The sequence below is a fragment of the Haloglomus halophilum genome (assembly GCF_024298885.1).
Taxonomy (GTDB): Archaea; Halobacteriota; Halobacteria; order Halobacteriales; family Haloarculaceae; genus Haloglomus; species Haloglomus halophilum.
The window spans coordinates 3,223,813-3,244,605 of sequence record NZ_CP101166.1; the positions used below are offsets into that span (position 1 = coordinate 3,223,813).

Genomic DNA, 20,793 nt, shown 5'->3' on the forward strand with positions numbered 1-20,793 from the left:
CGCCGCGCCCGGCGCGCGGAAACGCTCATGCATCACCGCCCTGAATACCCGGCTATGGGGTTGCTCTCGCGACTCGGGATCGGGAACGCGACCGTCGACACCGTGTTCCCGACGACCCGCGTGACGGCCGGGGATTCGGTGACCGTCCGTGTCGAGATCGAGGGAGGGCGCGACCGCCAACACGCCCAGGAACTGGTGGTCGGCCTTCTCACGCGGGCCGAGACCGGAAACGGGGAACGCGTGGTCGAGGTGTCACGTACGACGCTGGCCGAGGACCTCGAGGTCACACCGGAGACCGACCGCCTGCTCGAGACGTCGGTCGACATCCCCCCGTGGACGCCCATCACCCGGCACGGGACGGAGGTATGGGTCGATACGGACCTCGCCATCGACTGGGGCGTCGACTCGCACGCGGAGGACGCCCTCCACGTCGAACCGGGCGAGCGCCTCCGGCTGGCACTGCAGGAACTCGCAGAACTGGGGTTCGTCCCTCACCGTGCCGTCCCACTGGCCGGCGAGGGCGAGCGGGTCGCCGCCCCGGGTGTCGACGGGGACCACCCGGTCGTCCAGCAGTTCGACTGCCATCCCCGGTCCGGCAGCTTCGTCGGGAGCGTCCGGCGACTGACCGTCGTCGCCGTCCCGACGGTGGCCGACCTGCGACTCCACCTCCGCGTGGATATGGACACGGACGTGGTGTACGAGGCGACGGGCGCCTACGAACTCTCCATCGGCATCACGGTGACCGACGAGGGGCCGGCCGAGCTTCGACACCGGCTGGAGCGGGCCATCGGCGGCCGGGGGAGCTAGTCGACGCGGAACGCCGGCTCCTCGACGGCCTCGGACTTGCAGTCCGGACACCGCGAGGGACGGTTCACGGGGTCGTCGAAGGCGGAGAACCCGCAATCGAGACACTCCGGCGGGGCGACCAGCAACTGCTCGTCGGCTGCGTCGAGCGACCTGGCGATGTGCCGGACGTGCGAGAGGGCCTGGTCTGTGGTGATGTCGAACTCGCTGGCGATGGCGCTGGCCCGGAGTGCCTCCGACCGGAGGTGGTCCGCGATCCGCTCCCGAGTGGTTGGTTCGTCGACGCCCTGCATGCCGGGAGGTCGTCGGCCGGGTGGCAAATCCCTTCCCCCTGGCGCGTTCCACGCTGCGGGTCGGGAAGGGAAACTGACTTGCACGGGGCTACCGACGCCACGCGGTATGCACGCTGTCGTCCTGGCTGGTGGGTACGCGACGCGCCTGTGGCCCATCACGAAACACCGACCCAAGATGTTCCTCCCGGTCGGCGAGACCACCGTCGTCGACCGTATCTTCCGCGAGCTCGAGTCCGACGACCGCATCGACGATGTCTACGTCTCGACCAACGAGCGGTTCGCCGACGAGTTCCGCGACCACCTCGCCGAGAGCGAGTTCGAGAAGCCCGTCGTCTCCGTCGAGGAGACCACCGAGGAGGACGAGAAGTTCGGCGTCGTCGGGGCGCTGGGCCAGCTGGTCGACCGCGAGGGCATCGACGACGACCTGCTCGTCGTGGCGGGCGACAACCTCGTCGACTTCGACCTCAGCGAGTTCATCGACTTCTTCCAGGCGAAGGGGGCCCCGTCGCTGGCGGCCTACGATGTCGGCTCGCGCGAGAAGGCGCGCTCGTACGGCCTCGTCGAACTCGACGGTGACCGCGTCGTCGACTTCCAGGAGAAGCCCGACGACCCCAAGAGCACGCTCGTCTCCATCGCCTGCTACGCGTTCCCCCGCGACCAGCTCCGGTTCGAGGAGTACCTCGAGAGCGGCAACAACCCCGACGAACCGGGCTGGTACCTCCAGTGGCTCCAGGAGCGGACCGAGGTCGACGCCTTCGTCTTCGACGGCGCCTGGTTCGACATCGGCACCCCCGAGTCCTATCTGGAGACGGTCGCGTGGTATCTGGACGGCGACAGCGTCGTCGCCGAGGACGCCACCGTCGTCGACACGGAGGTCGGCGAGAACGTCCACATCATGTCGGGCGCCCACGTCGAGGACGCGACGCTGGAGCGGTCGCTGGTCTTCCCGAACGCGCACGTCGAGGACTGCGAGATCCACGACTCCATCATCGACGAGGAGACCCACGTCGAGAACATCGACCTCGCGGGCGCGCTCGTGGGTGCACACACCCATCTGACGAACGGGGAGTGACGCACGGGCACGCTTCGCTCCTGCCCTCTCGCTCTACTGCCGTCCTCGCGATGTCCCGGCCGGTTCCTCACTCCAGCGTCGCGTCCGTGACCCGGATATGTCCCCGCGTTCCCTCCCACACCCTCTCGAACTCGAGGCTGATGCGCCGGGCCATGTGCGGCCCGTCGACGACGAACGTCTCGAACTCCCCGCCCTCGCCGAGGATGTGGACGCCGTACTCCTCGTGGAGTCGTTCGAGGTCTTCGAGCGCCGCCTCGTCGAGCCGCCGGCCGAGCCACGATTCGTCGAGGCCACCCGCAGCCACCTGCACGATGCGGATGTCGAACCCGGCGTCGAGCATGGCGTCGGCCAGCTCGCGGGGGTCCTCCTGCCACAGCGGCGCGAACACCGCACAGCCGAGACGGTCCGCCATCGACCGGATGCGGGAGGTCTGGTACTCGCTCTCGACGGCGCCGGCGGTGACGCCGCCCAGGCTACCGAGGTCGTCACGCAGGTCCTCGAGTGCACGCTCCAGGGGTTCCAGTTCACGGTCGCCCTGGGCCCCCGAGTCGGTCGCCTCGGCGGCTGCGAAGTCCTCCGGATAGACGTCGACGAGGTCGATGCCGATGCTCTGGGCGGCCAGCGCCGTCAGGTCCGTCGCAGGCGTGTGGTACATGTAGGAGTCCCCCTCCGGATGGACGGTCACCAGTCGCTCGACCGGGAGCCCCGCCTCCAGGGCCCGGTAGAGCGCCCACGAGGAGTCCTTGCCGCCGGAGAAGAGGCTCACCCAGGGCCGGTCCGTGGGGAGCGCGTCGGCGTCAGCCGCGTCGGTCATACCAGCGGTAGCGAGGCGACCGGTTTAGCCACACCGCTCTCGCGGTGGTGGCGCGCGGCGACTCACGACTCCGGGAACTCCTCCTCGACGCCCTCCTCGGTGGTGATGTAGGAGGTGAATCGGACACCGCCGAGGCTGATGGCGATACCGAGCAGCACGAACACGGCCAGCCGAGTCCAGACGGTGACGGTGAACCCCTCCACGGAGACGGGGCCCAGTTCGGTCGCTGGGACCATCACCGACGGGATCTCGCCCGCCCGTTCGAGGAAGTACGCCGAGAACCCACGGACGACGAGTCCGACCGCGACCACACCGAAGGGGAGGTTCAGGAAGGCGTTCGGGACCTGCTCCTCGGCGAGGAACTCGTCGATGAGCCGCCCGGTCGAGGCGGTGAGGGCGGCCAGCGCCAGCCACGGCACCGCCGCGAAGACGAACCGCATCCCGAGGATGACCGGACTCGCCGCCGTGTTCGACACGTCGATGGCGCCGGCGAACAGGCCGACCATCGCCAGGCCCGCGCCGACGACGTAGGTGACGAGCGACACCTGTCCGGAGTAGAAGGCGTCGCGGACGGCGCCCGGAAGCGCGGCCAGCCAGTCGTCGACACCCAGCCCCTTGTAGAGGAGGAACACGCCGATGACGGCGGCGATGGCCGACACCGCGACCGTCAGCGAGTCCGCCAGCAACAGCAGGACGGGGAACGCCAGCAGGGCCGCTCCGATAGGCACCAGAACCGTCGCCCGCAGTTCCTCGTCGGCCAGGAACTGCTTGAGGACGTAGTAGGTGGACTCGATGTCGTGGCTCTGACGGACGACCACGCGGTCGACCGCGTCGACGCGGATACGTGACTCGACGATGGGGACCAGCCGCTCGTCCTCGGCGCTGTCGGTCACGACGACGGCCGAATCGGGCCGGTACTCCTCGACCAGCCGGTCGGTCTGTCGCGCGACCGCGCGGTCGGCGTCCACGCCGTCGCCGCCGCCCGAGACCACCGCGACGATGGCCTCGTCGCCCTCCGCCTCGATGTCGTCCGCGACCCGGAGCGTCTCGAGGAAGCTGTTGACGCGGGAGGTTTCGGGGTCCGCGACGCCGATCTCCATCACCAGCGATTCGATGGCGTCACGCCCCACCACCGGCTCACCGTCGGCGAGGTCGCCCCTCCGGTCCACACAGACGACGAGCGTACTCACGGACGAGAGGTGGTGGCGCCCGGGTAAAAGGGTTCAGGCTGACTCGCGGGTCGCGGCGCGGGCGTCACCGCTCGGCGCGGACCTCGACCTCGTCGTCGGGCGTGACCGCGTCGGCGAGGCCCTGCCCGAGCGCGTACGCCACGCCGCTCGCACCGCCGCGGAGGCGGGCGCCCAGCCCACGCTGGGGTTCGAAGGTCGACACGCGCGGCTCCGTCCCCAGCAGCGTCTCCAGCCGGTCCTCCACGTCGTCGCGGGTACCGAGGTCGTCGACCAGCCCGAGGTCGTGGGCCTCCGCCCCGAGATAGACGCGTGCCTCGGTGTCGCGCACGAACTCCTCGTCGAGGTCGCGCCCCTCGGCCACCGTCTCGACGAACGTCTCGTAGAACTCGTCGGTGATCCCCTGCAGGTACTCGCGCTCGTCCGCCTCGAGCTCGGTGAACGGGGAGCCGGCCTCCTTGTACTCGCCGGCGACGAACTGCTTGTACTCGACGCCGAGCTTCTCCAGCAGCTCGGTCGCGGTGAACCGCGGGCTCCGGACGCCGATGGAGCCGACAACCGACCCCTCGCGGGCCCACAGCTCGTCGCAGCCCGAGGCGATCCAGTAGCCGCCACTCGCACACGTGTCCGTGGTGTACGCGACGGTCGGTCCGTCGAACTCCTCGGTGGCCAGCCGGATGTCGTCGCTGGGGACGACCGCGCCGCCGGGCGTGTTGAGCTTGACGAGCAGGGCGTCGACGGCGTCGTCCTCGTCCGCACGCTCCATCTGCTCGACGATATCGTCGGCACCCGGCGTGGTGGGTGTCGAGGGAAGTGGGCTGCTCCCGCCGTCGCGGGTGATCGGTCCCTCGACAGCTACCTCGGCGACGTTGTACGTCGGGTACAGCGAGCCCGCGATGCGGCTGCCGAACTGGAGGCCTGCCCCCACCGTCGCCAGCACCAGCACCACGCCCAGCAGCTCGGCCAGGTCGCCGGGGAACCAGACGAACAGGACGTAGCCGGCGACGACGCTCAGCACCGCGACGAGGACGATGATGAGCGTGCGGGCGAACCCCTGCGTGCGGTCGCTCACGATGCGCTCCCTCCGTGGGTCGATGACCGATACCCTCGCGACGGGTCGTGATTCCCGTGTGGTTCCATACCGTCGCTCCGCCCGCGCCGGAGTTAAAGACACCCGACCGTGGATGACGAACAGGCGCCCATGGATGGCGAACGGACGCCCATGGATGGCGAACAGGCGGCGCCACGGCACCGACAGCGAGGGGTGGCGCCGCGCTGTACGAACCCCTCGCCGACTCCCGTCAGGTCACGGGGTCGGTGGTCCCGCTCTCGTACTTGAATCTACGGTCGGAGAGGGCACTGCCGATATGTGGTCGCTCCGTGGCTTATGCAGAAAATCTTGGAAATATCGAAGATATGGCTGGAGTCTGGGTCTTATCGCCCCTTCAGAGCTTTCGCTCGGCGTCGTCGGCCAGCTCCTCCATCCGCTTGCCGATGCGGCCGGCGTCGGAGAACTCGTCCTCGCTCATGACCTTCGCGAGGGCGTTCCCGAGGACGAACACGGCGTGCTTGTGCTCGGACTTCGACTTGTGGACGTCGTTCGGGGTCACGTCCAGCCCCTTGTACTCCTCGAAGACGCTGGAGTCGACATCGTCCATCCCGTCGAACGTCTCCATGATGGAGACCATCTGTTCGTGGAGCTCCAGCAGTTCGTCCTTGTGCATGGAAGCGTGTTGCCGGTACGCCGACATAACAGTTGCGCGGGGGGAGATACCACGGGCTGCTGGCCTCGGAGTGCGGAGAGAACCGCTCGGCGCCGCGGGCGTCCTCAGAAGACGTACTCGTCCTCGTGGCCCATCATCCCGTCGTCCTCGAATCCGGCGTCCTCGTCCTCCATCGGGCCGCTCGTCTTGTACGCACGGATTCCAGTCGACAGGAGGTCCTCGATGGCCTCTTCGCGGTTGACGAATTCGCCTCGCTCGACGAGCTGGGCAATCTGCATCTCCAGGTGTTCAGGAACGGTGATTTGTACCTTCGGCATCTGAGTGTGGGAAGATTCGGCAGACGGGGATTTAAACCTGGCGGGGACGGTACCGAATCCGACAATCCCGAGTTCGATATCACGAACTTTCGCTTGCGCTCGGCGTGGATGTTTTACCGTTCGGTAAGGAACTGGAACTCGGTTGATAGATTGGGCGGCAAACGTCAGGCATACGGGTGCTCGCTTCGGAGGCAGGGCATGGGCGATATCGTGGATGTCACGGACCTCTACCGCGAGTTCGGCGAGGAGCGGCTCCCACCGGGCCAGCGCGAGACGAGCGCGTTCCCGGTGCTGTCGAAGTCCGGGACGCCGTCGGTGTCGGAGCCGGACGTGGAGGTCTGGGGGGCCGTCGACGACCCGACGACCTTCTCGTTCGACGAGTTCCGCGACCTCCCCAGCGAGACGCAGCGACAGGACTTCCACTGTGTCACGGGCTGGTCGAAGTTCGACTGCGAGTTCACCGGCGTCACCTTCCCGACGCTCGCCGAGGCCGTCGGCGTCGATGACGACGCGGTCCACGTCATGTTCCACGCCGCCGACGGCTACACGACCGACCTCCCGCTCGAAGCCTGCATGCGCCGGGAGACGATGTTGGTGTGGGGGTTCGACGGTGAGACCCTCCCGGCGGACCACGGCGGCCCGGTCCGCGTGGTGACGCCCCACCGCTACGCCTACAAGGGGGCGAAGTGGGTGACCGGCGTCGAGTTCCTGACCGAACCCGAGCGTGGCTACTGGGAGCAGCGCGGCTACTCGGTCACGGCGGACCCCTGGGAAGAGGAGCGGTACGCGTAGGGCGCTACGCGTCGCTGTCCCGGCGTGGGGGGGCGCCGACTGCCGGCCCCCACGCCGCGCGCTCCCCGAGAAATATAATCCATCACGCGAGTACGGACGCGCATGCCCATCGATGCCGACGAGTGGGACGAGGGCCGGACGGAGCAGGGTGCAGAGGGCGGCCACGTCAAGGAGAAACTGCTGGAGTACCTCGAACTGAACGAGAACCGCGCGTACACGGCCGACGAACTGGCGAAGGTGTACGCCCGCGAGGTGGCCGGGGACGCCGTTGCCGGCGAGGACCCGGAGGGAATCAGCCCTGACGCCCCGGACGACGGCGGGATGTTCGAGCGGTTCCTGAGCCGTGTCAACCGGACCGTCTTCCGGCGCTCGGGGAACATCCGCGAGGCGCTCGAGGAACTCGAGGCCGAGGGGCGCGTCGAGAGCAAGACCATCGAGACCGCAGAGGGCCGCCGGACCTACTACCGGGTCCGGCAGGACTGAGGCTCCGGGCGGCCCGCCCCCTGCGGGTCGCTACAGCTCGACCTCGGTCGTCGGGTCCTCGAGTTCCCACAGCAGCTCCGGCAGGAACGCCTCCAGGTTGTCGACGACGCGGCGCTCGCTCACGTCGAGCCCCTCGCAGTGCTCGTGGGCGCTGTCCCGGATGGAGACGTGGATGTCGCCGGCCTCGACGTGGACCTCCAGCGGGAACACCGAACAGCGCGCGGGCTTCCACTCGTGTTCGGCGTGGAGCGCACAGAGCCCATCGTCGCGCAGGAAGTAGCAGGCCGCGCCGTCCTCCGGGTCGACGTGTTCCTCGCGGTTCTTCCGCTCGCGGCGGACGAAGTCCCGGCCATGAGCCTGCGTGACGGGGTCGTTGATGGACTCCCGTGCGGCCAGTTCCAGCAGGTCCTTCTCGTACAGCAGGACGCCGTGCTGACAGCACCAGGTACAGTCGTCGACGCACTCGAACGTCAGCGAGGGGTCGAACTCCACGACGACCTCCTTCCCGTCGTGGACCGTCGTTCGGAACGGTGGCTCGGGGTGGCCCTCGCTCCCGCTTCGGGTCCCGGTTTCGGCGTCCTCGGCATCGCTCACGTTCGTGCCCTGGGAGATTGACGGGCAAAGGCGTTCCGTCCGGCCGGCGCCCGGCCGGTGTCCGGCCTGCCGGTCCACCCGAGAGTTGAAACCGGATGCCGCGGGCAGGACCGCCGATGGAGGCGTTCTCCGACATCGCGACGGCGGCCTACTGCCCCCGACAGCTCTACTACCGGCGACAGCATGCCGACCACGAGGTCCCGGAGCCGGCGGCCGAGCGCCGGGCGCTGGCCTTCCGGTACGGCGAGCTGCTCGACCCGGCCCACGACCTGCGAGGGGAACCGGTCGATGCGACGCCCACGCAGTTCCGGGCGCGGCTCTCGGCCGCGAAGGAGCGTCTCGATGCGTGGGGGGCGCTCGTCGACCCTGCGGGGCGGGAGGTGCTGCTGGAGGGGAAGGACGCCCGGGGTATCGCGCACAAGGTCCTCGACGGCGAGGTGGCGGGTACGGACCCCCCGACCGTCTCGGTCGTCAGCGCCGGCGAGCCGCCCGAGCGCGGCGTCTGGGAACCCGACTCCGTCCGCGCGGTGGCGGCCGCGAAGGCGCTCGCGTGGGAGCGCGAGACGGCGGTCGACCATGCCTTCGTCGAGTACCCGGCGCACGGTGTGATCCGCCACATCTCCCTCGGGACACGGCGCACGGCCGCGTACCGTCACGCGCTCCGGGTCGCGCGGTCGATGGACGGGCCGCCGCCCCGACTCGAGAACGACGACCGCTGCGAGCCCTGCGAGTACCGGGCCGAGTGCGGAACCCGGACACGGACGCTCCGGTCGCTGCTGGGTGGGGACTGAGGAAGCGCTTCCGTCGGTCCGAGCGGGTCAGTGCTCGGCCAGCCACTGCTCGATGGCGTCGATACGTTTCCCGCGTCGGTGGATTGTCCCGGCCGTCACGTCGACCACGGTGCTCCCGCCGCCCGGCGTCCGCCCGCCGTCGACGACGAACGCCCGGTCGCGGATGGACGGTGCCACCTCGCCGATGCCCCGGGCGCTCCCCTCGCCGCTCAGGTTGGCGCTCGTCGCCGTGATCGGTCGGTCGGCGGCCCTGGCCAGCCGCCGCGCCACCTCGTGGTCGGGAACACGGAGGCCGACACGGTCACCGCCCGCGACGAGTTCGTCCGGGACGTGGTCGGTCCGTTCGACGACGACCGTGACCGGCCCGGGGAGGAACCGGTCGCAGAAGGCCCGTTCGTGCTCGTCGAGTCGGACGTACGGCGCCGCGGCCGGGAGGTCGGGGACGGCCATCGAGAGCGGCTTGTCACGCGACCGGCCCTTGGCCTCGAAGACCCGTTCGACCGCGGCCGCGTCGGTCGCGTCGGCGCCGAGCCCGTACACGGTCTCGGTCGGGTAGACGACCAGTCCGCCCGAACCGATACGGTCGGCAGCGTCCTCGATGGTTTCGTCGGAGACTGACCCGGTCGACATCCCCGGTCAGAGGTCCTGGACCGCCGCCTCGATATCCGAGTACGGCGGGAACTCGGGGTTCTCCCCGGCGACCCACGTGTACCGGACGGTCCGGTCCTCGTCCAGCACGAACACGGCGGGGCGGGGCTCGCGGATGCCGGTCATCCCGTCCACGTCGGTCGCGATGCCGAACTCCTCGGCGACGCCGGCCGCCGGGTCCGAGAAGAACCGGAACTGCTCGAAATCACGCCACTCGCGGATGAACCCCTTCAGCTCGTACGGCGAGGAGATTGAGATGCCGACGATCTCGGCGTCCCAGTCGGTCCACTCGTCGTCGCGGATGCGCTGGAAGACGTAGGTCGGCGGGAAGTCCCCGGCCATCTGATGGAAGACGAGGACGACCGGCGAGTCGTCGGTCAGGTCCGACAGGGCCACGTCCTCCCAGAACTCCTCGTTCACGAGCGGGCGGGTGAAATCGGGCGCCGTCTCGCCCTCCCCGAGTGCGTCGGCTGGCGGGAGTTCCGAAACCTCGAAGCCCAGGTCCATCAGGCCTCCACCTCCTGCTCGTCGGTGTCCTCGCCCTCGCTGCCGGACTCGAGTTCCTGCACGTCGTCGCCCGCCGCGTCGGCGGAGATGTGGACCGGCGTCTCCCCGTCGCCGTCGCCGTACGTCTCGTCGAGGTACTCGACGATGTTGGCGGATTCGGACATCGTGACGCCGGTCCGCTCGTCGACGAGGGCGGGCACGGTGCGTGCGCCGGTCAGTCGCTTCACCACGTCGCGCCGGGAGTGGCGTGCCTCTACGAATCGGGAGTGGTAGTCGAGCCCGAGGTCGTCCAGTTTCCGGACGGCGCGCTCGCAGAACGGGCAGGCCTGCAGCCGGTACAGTGTGATTGTCGGGTCGCTCATGCGTTCGGATACGGATGGCCGACCGGTAAGCGTATCGCCCGCGGAAGCGGGCCGTGCATGACCGGCACGGTCCGGAACGGCCGGACCCCTCGTGGCGGGAGATGGCAAACCCTTAATCCCGTGGCGAGTCAACACGGACTACTCGATGGGTATACGCCTCCTCAGCCCGCTGCTCGCGGATTCGCTGTTCAGCGGCGGCACTCTCCTCCAGGCACAGTCGGTGCTCCCGGCGGTCGATACCACCACCCTGACCGTACTCGGCCTCGTGACCATCGTCTTCCTCATCGCGCTCTCCGGGTTCTTCTCCTCCTCGGAGATCGCGATGTTCTCGCTCGCGCCCCACCGCGTCGAGTCGCTCGTCGAGGACGACGTGCCCGGCGCGGAGGCGATGGCAGAGCTGAAATCCGACCCGCATCGCCTGCTCGTCACCATCCTCGTCGGCAACAACATCGTCAACATCGCGATGTCCTCCATCGCGACGGGGCTGTTCGCACTCTACCTCTCGCAGGGGGCAGCCGTGGCCGCCGCCACGTTCGGCATCACGGCGCTCGTCCTGCTGTTCGGTGAGAGCGCGCCCAAGTCCTACGCCGTCGAGAACACCGAATCGTGGGCGCTGCGCATCGCCCGCCCGCTCCAGATCGCCGAGCTGGCGCTCCTCCCGCTGGTCGTCACCTTCGATTACCTCACCCGCGTCGTCAACAAGGTGACCGGTGGCCGGTCGGCTATCGAGACCTCCTACGTCACCCGCGATGAGATCCGCGACATCATCGAGACCGGCGAGCGCGAGGGCGTCATCGAGGAGGACGAGCGCGAACTCCTCCATCGTGTCTTCCGGTTCAACAACACCATCGCCAAGGAGGTGATGACCCCGCGGCTCGACATGACCGCCGTCTCGAAGGACGGCTCCATCGAGGAGGCTCTGGAGACCGCCGTCCAGTCGAGCCACGCCCGCATCCCCGTCTACGAGGGCTCGCTGGACAACATCATCGGCGTCGTCCACGTACGTGACCTCGTTCGCGACCTCAACTACGGCGAGAACGAGTCCGAGGACCTCACGCTCGAATCGATCATCGAGCCGACGCTCCACGTCCCCGAGTCGAAGAACGTCGACGAACTGCTGGCCGAGATGCGGCAGAACCGGATGCACATGGTCATCGTCATCGACGAGTTCGGGACCACCGAGGGGCTGGTGACGATGGAGGACCTCACCGAGGAGATCGTCGGGGAGATCCTCGAGGGCGAGGAGGAGGAGCCCATCGACTTCCTCGACGAGGACACCGCCCTCGTCCGCGGCGAACTCAACATCGAGGAGGTCAACGAGGCGCTCGACATCGACCTGCCGGAGGGCGAGGAGTTCGAGACCATCGCCGGCTTCATCTTCAACCGCGCCGGCCGCCTGGTCGAGGAGGGTGAGGTCATCTCCTACGAGGGCGTCGACATCCGTGTCGAGGAGGTCGAGAACACGCGGATCATGAAAGCGCGCATCACCGTCACCGACGAGTACGGCGTCGAGGACGAGGAGGCCGAGGCCGACGAAGTGGCGACGGACTGACCGGAAACTTCCTGCTCGGCGGGTGCCCTCGCCGGGCGGCCTGCGGCTCCCCACCCTCTGTACGAACCCGTCCAGAAGACCGCTCGTCGTGGACGGGTCAGAGCACCGCATCGACCGCCACGAACATCCCGTAGCTCACGGTGAACGCCAGCACCAGCGACCCGACCCAGGCCAGCACCGTCTTCACCATCTTCTCGCGGCTGACCCCGGCGCCGCCGGCGGCGTAGCCCGACCCGATGATGGCGGAGACGATGATCTCGTTGAACGAGACGGGGATGCCGAAGAAGACGGCGGTCTGTGCGATGGCGAAGGAGGGGATGAGCGCGGCGATGGAGCGGCGCGGCCCGAGCGCGGAGTAGTCCTGCGCGAGCGCCTTTATCATCCGCGGCGCGCCGGTCCACGAGCCCACGAGGAGTCCGAGTCCGCCGGCGAACAGCAGTCCGGTGAGCGGCAGCGCCAGCGACGTATCGTCCAGCAGCGGGAGCAGCGGACCGAGCGCGAGGCCGACCTGCGAACCGCCCGCCGAGAACGCGACGAGGCCGCCGAGCGCGAGCAGGAAGTGGCGCTGTCCGGCGGCCTTGTCCCGGGAGATGTCCTGTGCGAGCGCGAGTGCGACGGCGGCTGCGAGCACGAGCGAGACGGCGGCTCTGACGAGGAGTGGTGGCCCGGTGAACTCGGCGGCGATGGTCCCCGCGATGGAGGCGGCCTCGCCCGCGGGCCCGAGCAGCACGAACCCCACGTTGGCGAGGATGAGCCCGACGATTCCTGCGAGCAGCGGGACCGCGACGCCCTCGGGAACGCGCTCGTCGCGGAGCGTCACCGCGGTGCCGTAGGCGATTCCGCCGCCCACGAACGGGACCAGGACCCAGAGGGTCGCGATCTCCTGGTACTTCGCCCACGCGGGCGCGCCGCCCATCGCCAGGCCGGCGCCCACGACCGCTCCGGTGACGGTGAAGGCGGTGGCGATGGGGTAGCCCGCGAAGACGCCGATGGCGACCAGCGTCGCCGCCACGAGCAGGCCGACCGTCGCGGCCACCGGTGAGAGCGTCACCCCGACGACGAGCTCCTTGCCGACGGCCTCGGTCACGTTGGCACCCTGCAGGATGGCACCGAGCAGGCCGAGGATACCGACGATGAAGCCGGCCCGCATCACGCTGATCGCGTTCGCACCGACGGCGGGCGCGAAGGGGGTCGACCCGGAGGAGCCGGCGCCGATGGACCAGGCCATGAAGAGGCTCGCCAGGCTCGCGATCACGAGTGTCACCAGCGTCGCGGTGCCGACCATCAGTTGTCCGACGCTACTCCGGCATGCCGGTTAAAGCCGCCCATCGACTCGTGGCCGCGAGTCCGTGCTGGCTGCGGCCGGGCACGGGCGCGCACGCTGCCCGAAATCCCTAGTGGTCGTTCCGGTCGATTCCCACGAAGCGGCAGTTCTATCAGAACCCTCTGCCTGCGACCGGGTATGGTAGCACTCGGACTGGTGGTCGCTCAGTTCAACAAGGAGCGACCGATTACGCACGAGATGGCCGAGCGGGGCCGCGAGGCCGCGGCCGCGCGCGACGCCGACGTCGTCGCCGAGGTCCCGGTTCCCGGTTCGTACGACGCGCCGCTGGCCGCCGACCGACTCGCGCGCCGCGAGGATGTCGACGCGGTCGCGGTGCTGGGCGCCATCGTCACGGGCGATACGAACCACGACGAGGTCATCGGCCACGCCATCGCACCGAAGCTCTCCGATGTCGCACTCGACCGTGATACGCCGGTCACGCTCGGCGTGACGGGGCCGGGGCAGTCGGCGGCCGAAGCCGACGAGCGCGTCCACGTCGGCGCCGACGCCGTCGACGCCGCACTCGACCTTGCCGCCGACCTCCCGGAGCCGGGTGCCGACCTCGATTCGTACGACGCGGATACGGGGGTCGAAGCATGAACTTCGAGTTCGCGGACCGCGTCACGCGTGTCGAGCCCTCCGCCACCATCGCTATCAGCAACCTCTCCGCGGAACTGGAGGCCGACGGCGTCGATGTCGTCGATCTCTCGGTGGGCGAACCGGACTTCCCCACGCCGGCGAACATCGTCGAGGCCGGGAAGGACGCGATGGACGCCGGTCACACGGGCTACGCGCCCTCGAACGGCATCCCGGCGCTGAAGGAGGCCATCGTCGACAAGTTCGAGAGCGACGGCCTCGACTACGGCACCGACGAGATCATCGTCACGCCGGGCGGGAAGCAGGCGCTCTACGAGATCTTCCAGACGCTCATCGACGACGGGGACGAGGTCGTCCTGCTGGACCCCGCGTGGGTCAGCTACGAGGCGATGACGAAGCTCGCGGGCGGTTCCATCTCGCGCGTGGATACCTCGGGCCACGGCTTCCAGCTCGAGCCCGTCCTCGACGATTTCGCCGAGGCCGTCTCCGACGAGACCGAACTCGCGGTCATCAACTCGCCGAACAACCCGACTGGGGCCGTCTACTCCGACGCTGCTCTGGAGGGTGTGCGTGACCTCGCTGTCGACCACGATTTCGCGGTCATCTCCGACGAGATCTACAAGGAGATCACCTACGGCGTCTCCCCGACCTCGCTGGGCACGCTCGACGGGATGGGCGACCGGACCATCACGCTCAACGGCTTCTCGAAGGCCTACTCCATGACGGGCTGGCGGCTGGGCTACTTCGGGGCGCCCAGCGACCTCGTGAGCCAGGCCGGCAAACTCCACTCCCACTCCGTGACGTGCGCGACGAACTTCGTCCAGCACGCGGGCGTCGAGGCGCTCCGGAACACGGACGACGCTATCACGGAGATGCGCGACGCCTTCCACGAGCGCCGCGACATGCTCGTCGACCTGTTCGCCGACCACGGCAAGGAGGTCGCCGTTCCCGAGGGCGCGTTCTACATGATGCTCCCGGTCCCGGAGGACGACCAGTCCTGGTGCGAGGGCGCCATCGAGGACGCCCACGTCGCCACAGTTCCCGGTAGCGCCTTCGGCACGCCCGGCTTCGCCCGGCTCTCGTACGCGGCGAGCGAGGAGCGCCTGCGCGAGGGCGTCGAGCGGCTGGCCGAGGAAGGCTACCTGTAACGACGCGGGACCGATTCTCGGTGCGGGCGGGCCTTTTTGTCGCTGCAAGGAGACACGCACGCCCATGGCGGGGTACGATTACGTCATCGTGGGTGGCGGGTCCGCGGGGTGCGTGCTGGCGAACCGGCTGAGTGCGGACAACGATGTGCTGCTTCTGGAGGCCGGCAAGCCGGACGAGAAACGGGAGATGTCCATCCCCATCGCGCACGTCGACCTCCTCGGGACGGAGTACGACTGGGACTTCCGGACGACACCGCAGGCGGGGCTGGACGGGCGCCGTGTGACGCTCGCGCAGGGGCGGACGCTAGGGGGCTCCAGTTCCATCAACGCGCAGATGTACTTCCGGGGGCACGAGACGGACTTCGAGGCGTGGGCCGCGGCGACCGACGACGAGGGCTGGGGGCCCGAGTCCGTCGCGGGATACTACGACGGACTCGAGGACAGCGAGGGCGGGTTCCTCGGTTCGGGTGGTCCCCAGCATCTCCGACCGATACGCGACCCGCATCCCGTGTCGTCGTCGCTGGTCGACGCGGCTGCCGCGGCCGGCCTCGGCCGGGCCGAGAGCGTCGCCCGCGACGCCGAGGGGGTCGGCTTCTGTGAAGTCATCCAGCGGGACGGCGAGCGGTACAGCGCCGCGGACGCGTACCTGAAACCGGCGATGAGTCGAGACTCGCTGACCGTCGAGACGGGTACCCACGTCCGGCGGCTCCGGTTCGACGGCGACGGTGACCGCGTGACGGGCGTGCTGTACGTCCAGAACGGCGTGACTCGCATCGCCGAGGCCGACGCGGAGGTGATTGTCTGCGCTGGAGCCATCAACTCTCCCCGGTTGCTGCTCCTCTCGGGCGTCGGCCCCGCCGACCACCTCCGCGAGCACGGCATCGAGGTTCGAGCGGACCTGCCGGTCGGCGAGGGTCTCCAGGACCACGCGCTGGTCTACACCAACTACCGCGCCACGACGGAGACGTACGACGATGCCGAGTCGCTGTGGAACGTGGCGAAGTACCTCCTCCTGAAGCGTGGTCCACTCGCCTCGAACGGGTCCGAGGCGGTGGGCTACTGGCGCTCACGTGAGGGCCTCGACGCGCCGGACATCCAGTTCATGTTCGCCCCGGCGACCATCGAGGGCGGCGACCTCGCCGAGTACGACTGGAGCGGGTTCACCATCGGTGTCGGGCTCGTCGCGCCGGAGAGCCGCGGCCGGGTCCGGCTCCGGTCGGCCGACCCGGACGACGACCCGCTCGTCGACCCCGGCTACCTCTCCGCCGAGGTGGATGTCGAAGCACTCGTGCGAGGGGTCGAGAAGGCCCAGGAGATCGCCGCGGCGGCGCCGCTCGCCGACGTGTACGACGGGCGGAACTTCCCCGCGGGGACCGACGAGGCGTCCATCCGCGAGCACGTGCGCGACCACACCGGCTCGTACTACCATCTCGTCGGCTCCTGCCGGATGGGTGCCGGCGAGGACGCCGTGGTCGACCCGGCGTGTCGAGTTCGGGGTGTCGAGGGGCTGCGGGTGGTTGATGCGTCGGTCATGCCGACCATTCCGCGAGTGAACACCTACGGGCCGACGATGATGCTCGCAGAGCGAGCAGCGGACCTGATATCTGGTGGTGCCTGAGAGCGTTCGGGAGGTTGAATTTTACATGTATGTTAACTGACTTGACGAGGGGATTGGGGGTGGAAGGTTCGAACAGGTGAGAAATATGTTACATATAGAATATATGCGTGTGTCCCCGCCCGTCTCTATCAGAGCTGCTCGCTCGATGCCAGCGGCTCCCCGCCGAGTTCCGCCTCGACCTGCTCCTCCAGCTTGTACCGCTGGACCTTCTGCGTCGCCGAGCGCGGGAGTTCGTCCACGAAGAACACCCGCCGGGGATGCGCGTAACTCGCGACGTTCTCCAGCGAGTACTCACGGACGGCCTGCTCGTCGAGGTCGGCGTCCGGCTCCGGCACCACGAACGCGACCGGTGCCTCGCCTTTCACCTCGTGGGGTGCGGCGACGACGGCGGCCTCGGCGATGTCCGGGTGGTCGTAGAGGGCGTCCTCGACCTCGGCGGGGTAGATGTTCTCGCCGCCCGCGATGATCATGTCGTCGGCGCGGTCGACGATCCAGAGGTGGCCGTCCTCGTCGACGCGGCCCACGTCCTCGGTGTGGAACCAGCCCTCGTCGTCGAACACCGCCTCGTTCGTCTCCGGGAGACCGTGGTAGCCCTCGAACACCTGGGGGCCTCGCACGGCGATCTCGCCGGTACGCTCGGCCTCGTCCTCGGGGAGGTCCGTCGGTGCCTTCCGGGGGTTCAGCGCCCGTGCCGGGACCACGGTCTCGCGGGTGTCCGGGTCGCGCAACTCCAGTTCGAGGTTCCGGAGTGGCTGGCCGATACAGCCGGCGGCCTTGTTCACGGCGGGCGAGCGCAGCGTGACGAGGCCGGCGGTCTCGGTCATCCCCCAGCCCTCGCTCATCGACACGTCGAAGTCGCGCGTGAGGTTGCGCTTGGTGTCGTCCGGGAGCGGGGCCGCCGCCGCGCCGAGTGCCTCCACCGACGACACGTCGTACGCGTCCGGGTTCTCGCTGTACGCCCGGTACATCATCGTGTGGAGCGCGGGGACCGCGGGTACCTCGTTGATGTCGAACTGCGCGATGGCCTGGAGCATCCCCTCGCCGCTGGGGCGGGCCTGCAGGATGACGGTCCCGCCGGTGTAGAGGTACTTCCCCATCACGGTGTTCAGCGTCGGAACGTGGAACAGCGGGAGGACCATCAGGCCGGTCATCCCGGGGTCGGGGCTGGGGCCGGAGGTGGCCATCGACTCCTGCACCGAGAGCAGGTTCCGGTGGCTCAACAGCACCCCCTTCGGCCGCCCCGTGGTGCCGGAGGTGTACGTCTGGACGGCCACGTCGTCGGTGTCGCGCTCCGGCGGGTCGAAGTCAGGGTCGGCGGCCTCGAGTGCGGCCTCGTAGTCGACCACGCCGTCCGCGTCGCCGTCGGGGTCGCCCATCCCGGGGATCCAGCGGGTCGCGATGCCCGCCTCGGCGGCGATATCGGCCGGCGCCGCGACGGTCGCCCGGTCGGTCTCCATCCCGCCGACGAGCAGCGGCGACGTGACGAGATGGTCCACGTCGGCGTCCGAGCAGATGTACCCCAGCGTCTCGATGTCCATCCGGAGGTTGAGTGGCACCGGGATGGCGCCGGCCCGCATCGTGCCGAAGAAGGTCTCCGGGAACTGGAGCGTGTTCGGCAGGAAGAGCCCGACGCGGTCGCCCGGTTCGACACCGCGCTCGGTCAGCGCGCTCGCGACGCGACTCGCGCGCTCGTCCAGGTCCGCGAAGCTCTGTGCCTCACCGTACTCCAGCGAGACGATGGCGTCCTTCTCGCCGTATCGGTGCGCTCCCATCGACAGCACGGCGTCGGCGTGCTGGAGGGGACCGCCGTCGTGGTGCTCCATGACAATCGTGAACGCGTGTGTCGCATCGGGGGTTAAGTCTATCCCCGGCTGTCGCCGGCGGTCCCGGACCGCCCCTGCCCCGCCCCCGGCCGCCCCCGGCCGCCCCCGGCCGCTCCCGGCCGCCACTCCCTGTCACTCGCTCGTCGGCGACTCGTCGAAGAACAGTTCCAGGAAGTTCCGCTCGGCGGCGCGGAGGTGGTAATGCAGCGTCGCGGAGGTGATGCCCATCCGTTCGGCGACCTCCTCGGCGTTGTGGACGCGGGGCCACTCGAAGTAGCCCATCAGGTACGCGGTCCGGAGGACGTCGCTCTGCCGGTCGGTGAGGCGCTCGTCGGCCGCTTGCCGGAGGTCCTGAGCCGTCTCGACGGGCTCTTCGACCCGTCGTTTGGCTTTCAGCGACGCCTCGAACTCGTCCTGGAACGCCTCGACGACGGTCCGGGTGCTGGTCTGCCCGGCGATGCGGGCGGTGAACTCGGCGGTGCCGCCCTCGGCGCTCCCCTGCTGGACCACGGCCCCGACATCGCTCAGGCGGGCGGTGACGCTCCGAGGCGCTATCGCTTCGATGATGGTCGTCGTGGGTCCGTCGTCGCCCTCGCGCTCGCTGACCACCGCCACCTCGAGGGCGCCGGCGGCCTCCGCGCCGGCGACCGCCGCCTCTGCGGGGGCCTCGACCTCGAGGAAATGCCGGAGACCATCGTCCTCGGGGACGGTCCAGCGCAGGCCGACGGGCCCGGCCTCGGCCGAGAGCGTCGCCAGGAAGCAGTTCTCCCCCCGGACGCGGAACACGAGTTCCGTCGTGGTGCCCGAGTGGAGCAGGAGTTCCGTGTCGGCGGCGTTGATGGCGAAGCCGACGACGCGCGCCAGTCGCTCCAGCGCGGCCTGCTCGCGGTCGCTGAACGCGTCAGCCCGTGGCGACTGCAGGCAGAGGACGCCGTAGGCGGTGTCGTTGTGCGTGATGGGGAGCGCCATGCTCGCCCGGATGCCGTGCTCGGCCGCCAGCCCGTGCTCGGTCGGGTGGTCGCCCCCCATCCAGTCGTCGCGTCGGATACACGGCTCCCCCGTCCGGAACGCGACCCTCGCCGGGTGGTCCTGGTGGGTCCCGGCCGCCGTGGCGACATCGGCGGCGTCCGCCTCGGCCGTGTTCTCGGATGTCTGCTGGCTCGCGAACAGCGGGGGCTCACCAGCGCTCGCCGTCACCTCCAGGCCGCCCGCGGCGATGCGACCGACCCAGACCGTCCGGTAGAGGTCGGAGGCAGCCAGCCGCTCGCAGACGGTCTCCTCGATACCCTCGCGGGTCGCGGACTCGACGATCCCCTGGACGACCCCCTCGACGGCCTCGCTGATGCGGTTCAGCGTCGCCAGCTGGTCCCGGTGGCGTGCGAGCTGGTGCTCGCGGCGCCGGCGGTCGGAGACGTCCCGGAGGACGCCGACGACCACCCGGTCGTCCCCGTCGGCGACGGCCGTGGCGTGGATCTCGGCGGGGATATCCCCGCCGGCGCTCGCGACCGTCAACTCCACGGTTCCCGTCTCGCGGTCCCCTGCCAGCAGTGCCTCGTGGAGGCCGACCGCTGCGGCCTGGGAATCGTCGGCGAGCAGCGCCCGGAGCCGCTGACCCACCAGTGCATCGCGGTCGCGTCCCAGCGTCGCCGCGAGCCGGTCGCTCACCGCGGCGAGCCGGCGGTCGCCGTCGAGGACGTACGCCCCATCCCCGACGGCCTCCACGATGTCGGCCCGCTGGAGCAGACTCCCGGCGGCGAGCCCGTCGTCGGTGGCCCCGGATGCGGTGCCATCGGCAGCTCCGGATACGGTGTCGTCGGGGGCTCCCTCATCCGGGAGCCTGGTCGCGGTCGTGTCCTCCTCCTCCACCTTCTCCTTCGCTTGTTCTTGCTCTTCTGCCTCCTCGGTCCCGCTCGGCCGACCGACGGCCAGCACGGCGGTCGGTCGGCCCTCCAGTTCGATGGCCGAACAGTCGAATGCGAACCGCCGCGTTCCGCTCCCGGCCTGAACGTCCACCTCGACGGTCGTCGTGTCACCGGCGGCAGCCGCAGCCACGGCCTCGCGGGCGCGTTCGCGGTGTGCCGGGCGAGCCAGCGTGTCGAACGTGTCCGGCTCGTCTCCGGCCAGCAGCGTGGCTGCGGCTTCGTTCGTCCGCTGGATGCGCCCGTCGGTCGCCAGCACGAACGCGGGACCGGGAATCGCGTCGAGCAGCGCCGCACCCGACGGTCCGTTCGTATCTCGACGCTCCCCCGGCTGCTGGTGTCCGTCTGCCATGACTCGATTTCCGCCGGACGGCGGTCTATGTCGACCGGAGGAACGCGGGAAGATAAGTTGTCGGGTGGTTCG

The 20,793-nt window shown here is 69.5% G+C and carries 21 protein-coding genes and 1 pseudogene; 9 read left to right on the plus strand and 13 right to left on the minus strand.

Annotation, left to right across the window (positions count from 1 at the left end):
• The first annotated feature begins 54 nt into the window (after positions 1 to 54).
• Complete coding sequence (locus NL114_RS15720; protein WP_254821864.1) at positions 55 to 807, plus strand: sporulation protein; 753 nt, start codon at positions 55 to 57, stop codon at positions 805 to 807.
• Here NL114_RS15720 and NL114_RS15725 read toward each other — a convergent pair.
• On the minus strand, positions 804 to 1,097 hold the full coding sequence (locus NL114_RS15725; RefSeq protein WP_254821865.1) for a transcriptional regulator: 294 nt from the start codon (positions 1,095 to 1,097) through the stop codon (positions 804 to 806). The two genes, NL114_RS15720 and NL114_RS15725, sit on opposite strands and share 4 nt — an antisense overlap.
• A 106-nt stretch (positions 1,098 to 1,203) precedes the next feature.
• Between NL114_RS15725 and NL114_RS15730 the strand changes: the two genes are divergently transcribed.
• A complete protein-coding gene (locus NL114_RS15730) occupies positions 1,204 to 2,169 on the plus strand; it encodes a nucleotidyltransferase family protein (protein WP_254821866.1) in 966 nt (321 codons plus the stop codon).
• A gap of 67 nt (positions 2,170 to 2,236) precedes the next feature.
• On the opposite strand, the gene NL114_RS15735 is transcribed toward NL114_RS15730, so the two are convergent.
• From NL114_RS15735 to NL114_RS15755, 5 genes are all read right to left on the minus strand, one after another.
• Entirely contained in the window at positions 2,237 to 2,983 is a 747-nt protein-coding gene (locus NL114_RS15735) for a diphthine--ammonia ligase (RefSeq protein ID WP_254821867.1), read from the minus strand.
• Between the two features lie 62 nt (positions 2,984 to 3,045).
• Complete coding sequence (locus tag NL114_RS15740) at positions 3,046 to 4,173, minus strand: DUF373 family protein (protein WP_254821868.1); 1,128 nt, start codon at positions 4,171 to 4,173, stop codon at positions 3,046 to 3,048.
• 64 nt (positions 4,174 to 4,237) lie between these two features.
• The gene (sppA, locus tag NL114_RS15745; RefSeq protein WP_254821869.1) at positions 4,238 to 5,242 is read right to left on the minus strand and encodes a signal peptide peptidase SppA; all 1,005 of its coding nucleotides are present in this window, start codon (positions 5,240 to 5,242) and stop codon (positions 4,238 to 4,240) included.
• 373 nt (positions 5,243 to 5,615) lie between these two features.
• Positions 5,616 to 5,894, minus strand: coding sequence for a UPF0058 family protein (locus NL114_RS15750; RefSeq protein ID WP_254821870.1), 279 nt, complete (start codon positions 5,892 to 5,894; stop codon positions 5,616 to 5,618).
• 104 nt (positions 5,895 to 5,998) lie between these two features.
• On the minus strand, positions 5,999 to 6,211 hold the full coding sequence (locus NL114_RS15755; RefSeq protein WP_254821871.1) for a ribbon-helix-helix domain-containing protein: 213 nt from the start codon (positions 6,209 to 6,211) through the stop codon (positions 5,999 to 6,001).
• 198 nt (positions 6,212 to 6,409) lie between these two features.
• Between NL114_RS15755 and NL114_RS15760 the strand changes: the two genes are divergently transcribed.
• Together NL114_RS15760 and NL114_RS15765 are read left to right on the plus strand one after the other, a co-directional pair.
• Positions 6,410 to 7,003: a sulfite oxidase-like oxidoreductase gene (locus tag NL114_RS15760; RefSeq protein WP_254821872.1), complete on the plus strand. Its 594-nt coding sequence runs from the start codon at positions 6,410 to 6,412 to the stop codon at positions 7,001 to 7,003.
• Positions 7,004 to 7,105: 102 nt separating this feature from the next.
• Positions 7,106 to 7,486 (plus strand): hypothetical protein, encoded by a 381-nt coding sequence (locus tag NL114_RS15765; protein WP_254821873.1) that lies wholly within the window; start codon positions 7,106 to 7,108, stop codon positions 7,484 to 7,486.
• 30 nt (positions 7,487 to 7,516) lie between these two features.
• Here NL114_RS15765 and NL114_RS15770 read toward each other — a convergent pair whose 3' ends face one another.
• Positions 7,517 to 7,978, minus strand: a complete 462-nt coding sequence (locus tag NL114_RS15770) for a YkgJ family cysteine cluster protein (protein WP_350355434.1) — start codon at positions 7,976 to 7,978, stop codon at positions 7,517 to 7,519.
• A 218-nt stretch (positions 7,979 to 8,196) separates the two neighbouring features.
• Here NL114_RS15770 and NL114_RS15775 point away from each other — a divergent pair, with 218 nt between their 5' ends.
• Positions 8,197 to 8,871 carry a CRISPR-associated protein Cas4 gene (locus NL114_RS15775; RefSeq protein WP_254821875.1) on the plus strand — a complete coding sequence of 225 codons (675 nt, stop codon included), beginning with the start codon at positions 8,197 to 8,199 and terminating at the stop codon, positions 8,869 to 8,871.
• Between the two features lie 27 nt (positions 8,872 to 8,898).
• Here the strand turns inward: NL114_RS15775 and NL114_RS15780 are convergent, their stop codons facing one another.
• From NL114_RS15780 to NL114_RS15790, 3 genes and pseudogenes are all read right to left on the minus strand, one after another.
• On the minus strand, positions 8,899 to 9,501 hold the full coding sequence (locus NL114_RS15780) for an L-threonylcarbamoyladenylate synthase (RefSeq protein WP_254821876.1): 603 nt from the start codon (positions 9,499 to 9,501) through the stop codon (positions 8,899 to 8,901).
• 6 nt (positions 9,502 to 9,507) lie between these two features.
• Positions 9,508 to 10,026 (minus strand): redoxin domain-containing protein, encoded by a 519-nt coding sequence (locus NL114_RS15785; protein ID WP_254821877.1) that lies wholly within the window; start codon positions 10,024 to 10,026, stop codon positions 9,508 to 9,510.
• Positions 10,027 to 10,133: 107 nt separating this feature from the next.
• Positions 10,134 to 10,388, minus strand: a pseudogene (locus NL114_RS15790) (glutaredoxin family protein); the annotation flags it as partial.
• Between the two features lie 145 nt (positions 10,389 to 10,533).
• Between NL114_RS15790 and NL114_RS15795 the strand changes: the two are divergent.
• Entirely contained in the window at positions 10,534 to 11,940 is a 1,407-nt protein-coding gene (locus NL114_RS15795; protein ID WP_254821878.1) for a hemolysin family protein, read from the plus strand.
• Positions 11,941 to 12,037: 97 nt separating this feature from the next.
• Here NL114_RS15795 and NL114_RS15800 read toward each other — a convergent pair whose 3' ends face one another.
• The gene (locus NL114_RS15800; protein WP_254821879.1) at positions 12,038 to 13,225 is read right to left on the minus strand and encodes an inorganic phosphate transporter; all 1,188 of its coding nucleotides are present in this window, start codon (positions 13,223 to 13,225) and stop codon (positions 12,038 to 12,040) included.
• A gap of 177 nt (positions 13,226 to 13,402) precedes the next feature.
• On the opposite strand from NL114_RS15800, the gene ribH reads away from it, so the two are divergent.
• The 3 genes from ribH (at position 13,403) to NL114_RS15815 (ending at position 16,627) form a co-directional block, all read left to right on the plus strand.
• The gene (gene ribH, locus NL114_RS15805) at positions 13,403 to 13,864 is read left to right on the plus strand and encodes a 6,7-dimethyl-8-ribityllumazine synthase (RefSeq protein WP_254821880.1); all 462 of its coding nucleotides are present in this window, start codon (positions 13,403 to 13,405) and stop codon (positions 13,862 to 13,864) included.
• Positions 13,861 to 15,009 (plus strand): pyridoxal phosphate-dependent aminotransferase, encoded by a 1,149-nt coding sequence (locus tag NL114_RS15810; RefSeq protein WP_254821881.1) that lies wholly within the window; start codon positions 13,861 to 13,863, stop codon positions 15,007 to 15,009. The genes ribH and NL114_RS15810 overlap by 4 nt, the downstream gene beginning before the upstream one ends.
• Positions 15,010 to 15,073: 64 nt before the next feature.
• The gene (locus tag NL114_RS15815) at positions 15,074 to 16,627 is read left to right on the plus strand and encodes a GMC family oxidoreductase (protein WP_254821882.1); all 1,554 of its coding nucleotides are present in this window, start codon (positions 15,074 to 15,076) and stop codon (positions 16,625 to 16,627) included.
• Between the two features lie 128 nt (positions 16,628 to 16,755).
• Here NL114_RS15815 and NL114_RS15820 read toward each other — a convergent pair whose 3' ends face one another.
• Positions 16,756 to 18,450, minus strand: coding sequence for a class I adenylate-forming enzyme family protein (locus tag NL114_RS15820; RefSeq protein WP_254821883.1), 1,695 nt, complete (start codon positions 18,448 to 18,450; stop codon positions 16,756 to 16,758).
• A gap of 132 nt (positions 18,451 to 18,582) precedes the next feature.
• A complete protein-coding gene (locus NL114_RS15825) occupies positions 18,583 to 20,721 on the minus strand; it encodes a bacterio-opsin activator domain-containing protein (protein WP_254821884.1) in 2,139 nt (712 codons plus the stop codon).
• Between the last annotated feature and the right edge of the window lie 72 nt (positions 20,722 to 20,793).

Excerpts from the sequence above, each read along its gene's own strand:
- NL114_RS15780 (WP_254821876.1), bottom strand. The coding sequence starts at position 9,501 with ATGTCGACCGGGTCAGTCTCCGACGAAACCATCGAGGACGCTGCCGAC.
- NL114_RS15810 (WP_254821881.1), top strand. The coding sequence starts at position 13,861 with ATGAACTTCGAGTTCGCGGACCGCGTCACGCGTGTCGAGCCCTCCGCC.
- NL114_RS15800 (WP_254821879.1), bottom strand. The coding sequence starts at position 13,225 with ATGGTCGGCACCGCGACGCTGGTGACACTCGTGATCGCGAGCCTGGCG.
- NL114_RS15765 (WP_254821873.1), top strand. The coding sequence starts at position 7,106 with ATGCCCATCGATGCCGACGAGTGGGACGAGGGCCGGACGGAGCAGGGT.
- NL114_RS15775 (WP_254821875.1), top strand. The coding sequence starts at position 8,197 with ATGGAGGCGTTCTCCGACATCGCGACGGCGGCCTACTGCCCCCGACAG.
- NL114_RS15720 (WP_254821864.1), top strand. The coding sequence starts at position 55 with ATGGGGTTGCTCTCGCGACTCGGGATCGGGAACGCGACCGTCGACACC.
- ribH (WP_254821880.1), top strand. The coding sequence starts at position 13,403 with ATGGTAGCACTCGGACTGGTGGTCGCTCAGTTCAACAAGGAGCGACCG.
- NL114_RS15755 (WP_254821871.1), bottom strand. The coding sequence starts at position 6,211 with ATGCCGAAGGTACAAATCACCGTTCCTGAACACCTGGAGATGCAGATT.
- NL114_RS15795 (WP_254821878.1), top strand. The coding sequence starts at position 10,534 with ATGGGTATACGCCTCCTCAGCCCGCTGCTCGCGGATTCGCTGTTCAGC.
- NL114_RS15750 (WP_254821870.1), bottom strand. The coding sequence starts at position 5,894 with ATGCACAAGGACGAACTGCTGGAGCTCCACGAACAGATGGTCTCCATC.
- NL114_RS15735 (WP_254821867.1), bottom strand. The coding sequence starts at position 2,983 with ATGACCGACGCGGCTGACGCCGACGCGCTCCCCACGGACCGGCCCTGG.
- NL114_RS15730 (WP_254821866.1), top strand. The coding sequence starts at position 1,204 with ATGCACGCTGTCGTCCTGGCTGGTGGGTACGCGACGCGCCTGTGGCCC.
- NL114_RS15825 (WP_254821884.1), bottom strand. The coding sequence starts at position 20,721 with ATGGCAGACGGACACCAGCAGCCGGGGGAGCGTCGAGATACGAACGGA.
- NL114_RS15820 (WP_254821883.1), bottom strand. The coding sequence starts at position 18,450 with ATGGAGCACCACGACGGCGGTCCCCTCCAGCACGCCGACGCCGTGCTG.
- NL114_RS15725 (WP_254821865.1), bottom strand. The coding sequence starts at position 1,097 with ATGCAGGGCGTCGACGAACCAACCACTCGGGAGCGGATCGCGGACCAC.
- NL114_RS15785 (WP_254821877.1), bottom strand. The coding sequence starts at position 10,026 with ATGGACCTGGGCTTCGAGGTTTCGGAACTCCCGCCAGCCGACGCACTC.
- NL114_RS15760 (WP_254821872.1), top strand. The coding sequence starts at position 6,410 with ATGGGCGATATCGTGGATGTCACGGACCTCTACCGCGAGTTCGGCGAG.
- NL114_RS15815 (WP_254821882.1), top strand. The coding sequence starts at position 15,074 with ATGGCGGGGTACGATTACGTCATCGTGGGTGGCGGGTCCGCGGGGTGC.